Annotated in this window: 3 protein-coding genes; 2 read left to right on the forward strand and 1 reads right to left on the reverse strand. The window is 48.6% G+C overall.

Features of this window, described 5'->3' with window-relative positions; translation table 11 throughout:
* Positions 1-129: 129 nt before the first annotated feature.
* On the reverse strand, positions 130-762 hold the full coding sequence (locus tag JGK20_RS33835) for a L,D-transpeptidase (RefSeq protein WP_293192408.1): 633 nt from the start codon (positions 760-762) through the stop codon (positions 130-132).
* An 860-nt stretch (positions 763-1,622) separates the two neighbouring features.
* Between JGK20_RS33835 and JGK20_RS33840 the strand changes: the two genes are divergently transcribed.
* A complete protein-coding gene (locus tag JGK20_RS33840) occupies positions 1,623-2,120 on the forward strand; it encodes an autotransporter (protein ID WP_293185026.1) in 498 nt (165 codons plus the stop codon).
* Between the two features lie 106 nt (positions 2,121-2,226).
* Positions 2,227-3,309, forward strand: a 1,083-nt coding sequence (locus tag JGK20_RS33845) for a PQQ-dependent sugar dehydrogenase (protein WP_293233767.1), incomplete at its 3' end; no start/stop codon positions are given.

Genomic DNA, 3,309 nt, shown 5'->3' on the forward strand with positions numbered 1-3,309 from the left:
GGCATCTTGCCTGTTGCTAAGAAAGAAAGGGGGCGGGCAAGATGCCCACCCCACAATAAAATTAACTCTTTGTGGAACAGGCATCTTGCCTGTTGCTAAATATTTTCAAATACCACAGTTTCCGAATAATTACTTCTCAACTATCACCGGAGTACCCACTGCGACTTTCTCAAATAAAGCTTGGGCATCTTTATCAAACATTCTGACACAACCGTGAGAAGCCGCTCGCCCGATCGACTCTGGAGTCGGAGTCCCGTGAAAACCGATCACATTCTTACCATCCGTCCAAAACCCGATCCACCTGCTTCCCAGCGGATTGTCCGGCCCTGCGGGTACAAGTTCTCCCGTCCAAGGATGTTCCCAAACAGGATCTTTAATCATTTGCATGACTTTAAAGTTGCCCGTGGGAGTTTCCCAGCCGTCTTTCCCCACAGCCACCGGAAAACTGGCTTGCACCTTATTTTTGCGGTAAACATAGACCCGGCGTTCTCGCAATTTCAGCACTAAACGCACTTCCTCAATCGCATTTTCCGGCGCGTTTGGTTCCTGCGGAAGATACCTAGACGGTTCGCCTAATGGTGGCAGTTCGGGAACTCCGAGATTTGGCAATTTTACATCAGATTTTGGCTGCTGGGCGATCGCACTATTACTTAAATTAGCCACCGGTTCAGCAGTCGCTTGCTGCTGTAAGGCGACAGACAGCGCCGCTGCGCTCAAACTCAGCACAATTAAGTTGTTAAATAAAAATTTGCTGTTCACCATTATTTTGTTCGCTAAACTCTTCACCAGCAGTTCCTACAAAGTTCTTATCTAATTATCCGCAAACTCCACCGGAAAGCCAAAATTTAGAGATGGGTTTTTTACTGTAAATGCCCTGCCCAGTTTTGAGTTTCCATTTCACAAATCATAACTTATTTAACTGCCACAAAATTGGTTTGTAGTGAGGACTTTAGTCCTTGAAATTTGATGCGGACTGAAGTCCTCACTACAAACCAATGTTGTTTGTAGTGAGGACTTTAGTCCTTGAAATTTGATGCGGACTGAAGTCCTCACTACAAACAATATTTTTTATTGCGGGTAATTGACCGGAGATGATATAGCTCAACACAAGACTTACGCGGTAATACCAAATAAACCGGGGTTTTATACGGGGAACGGTGGCGCTCCGCTAGAGATTTTCGCGAACAAATCCGGTTGATGGGTAAATCGTGCAAGTCAATGATTGAATTTTACCTCCGACTCATTTGATTTTTTGATCTGTGGCAGACTGGCGATCGCAAATTGAAACTATGGCGCTGCTGCATCCGGCAAGCATAATCTGTCTGTTGGCAGAGTTTGGCGCCCGTGCAGCAACAGTTAGAGGGGCGCAAAAAAACGGAAACGGTCGATCGAACAAACTCAATATATCACGCCGACACTCTAGAGATCCGAAGCACTGAACTTCTTGTAACTTGGGAACTTATGATGTAAAATTTAGTCTTTCAAAACTTGTTCGATAATCTTTTTTTGAGATTGTCCTAAATTTACTACTCCGGGGATTAAACTGGATTAGGTTTAAAGGTTGGGACTTTCGCGCAGCGAAAGCAAGCCCGACCCTAAATAGCAGTTAATGTGAGGTTTCAATGCGTCTTCAGAAGATCAAATTATTTACAGGTGCAACCCTGTCGGTGCTAATATCGGCGGTTTCAGTGCTTCCTGCGATGGCTAACCCTCCAATTGAAATAGCCCAAACGCAGAGCACCACAACAGCCAACGCTCAAACCATTATTGGTTTTGTCAAAAATATTGTCGGCGACATAGTAACAATTAGCCCAGAAAGCGGGCCGTACAGGACTCTCAGGATTCAAAGATGCATCCTGAGAATTACTTCTCTGGTACCGGGAATGAAAGTCAGAGCCACCGTAGCCGGAGATCAGGTAGAAAGGCTCGTCGTGATCCCCGATTATAAAGTAGTCTCTACCACAGTTGTTCGTCCCCCCGCTCCAGCACCGCGTCCGGCCCCTGAACCGCCACCGCGTCCGGCTCCCGCTCCCCGCCCAGTTCCTCGTCCGGCTCCCGCTCCGGCTCCGCGTCCGATTCCGGCTCCGCGTCCAGCTCCTCCTGTGAGAGGACTTTGGTAGAACTAGATTTCTAACCAGAATTAAGCCACCGCGCGCGCGGTGGCTTCGCTTTTTCAGAGCAGTTAGAATAAAAGAATTGTCCAGCAATTGTTGAGAAATCGCTGCTATGTATTACCTGCGTTTCTTGCTGCTAATTCTGCTGTTACCCCTGGTTGCGTGCGATCGAGCTACCGATGCTACAGCGACTCCTGTACCCGCACCAACTCCGCTGTCGCAAATTCCCTCCGTTGCACCGCTGACAAATGTTCGTACAAATCAAATTGTACCGACCAAACCGCTTTCGCCGCAGCCGATCCGCATTGTTGCAACTGCTTTGCCGCAGCCTTTCGCCACCCAAAGCGCCTCGAAACCTCCTCAAGTAGTACCGATTCCCCCATCGCCAGTGCTGCAAGTCCCTCCTGGCTTTGTCGTCAGCGTTTTTGCTGACAATTTAGACGCTCCCCGATGGCTGGCTTTGACGCCGACAGGAGATGTTTTGGTAACAGAAACCAGGCAGAATCGGATTAGGCTGCTCAGGGATGCCAACGGTGATGGCGTTGCTGAGGTGAACATGACTTTTGCTAGCGCCCAAAACGGCTTAAATATTCCCTTTGGCATGGCTTTTGCCGATCGCTATTTCTTCCTCGGAAACACCGCCGAAGTCCGCCGATTTCCCTACACAAAAGGGCAGGAACAATTAACAGGTACTGGTGAAAAAATTGCCGATTTACCGGGCGGTGGCTACAACCAACACTGGACGCGAAACGTTGTCGCCTCCCCGAACAACCGCCAGTTGTTTGTATCAGTTGGTTCCCAGTCTAATGCCGATTCCGAACCCTTGCCGAGGGCGTCTGTGCCGAGGGCGTCTGTGCAAGTGATGAATTTGGACGGTACAAACCAGCAAACTTTTGCTTCCGGTTTGCGAAATCCCGTCGGATTGGATTTTCACCCAAAAACTAATCAACTCTACACGACAGTCAACGAGCGCGACGGTTTGGGAGATGATTTGGTGCCGGATTACTTGACCCGAATTCGTCAAGGCGAGTTTTACGGCTGGCCTTATACTTATTTTAAGCCAAATTTGCTCGATCCGCGCCACGTCAAAAATGGCAAGAGCGATCGACCAGATTTAGCAGCTAAAACATTGATGCCAGACGTGCTGTTTCAGGCCCATTCGGCAGCTTTGGGACTTCAGTTTTACGACGGGAAA

It is taken from the genome of Microcoleus sp. PH2017_05_CCC_O_A (assembly GCF_020738785.1).
GTDB lineage: Bacteria > Cyanobacteriota > Cyanobacteriia > Cyanobacteriales > Microcoleaceae > Microcoleus.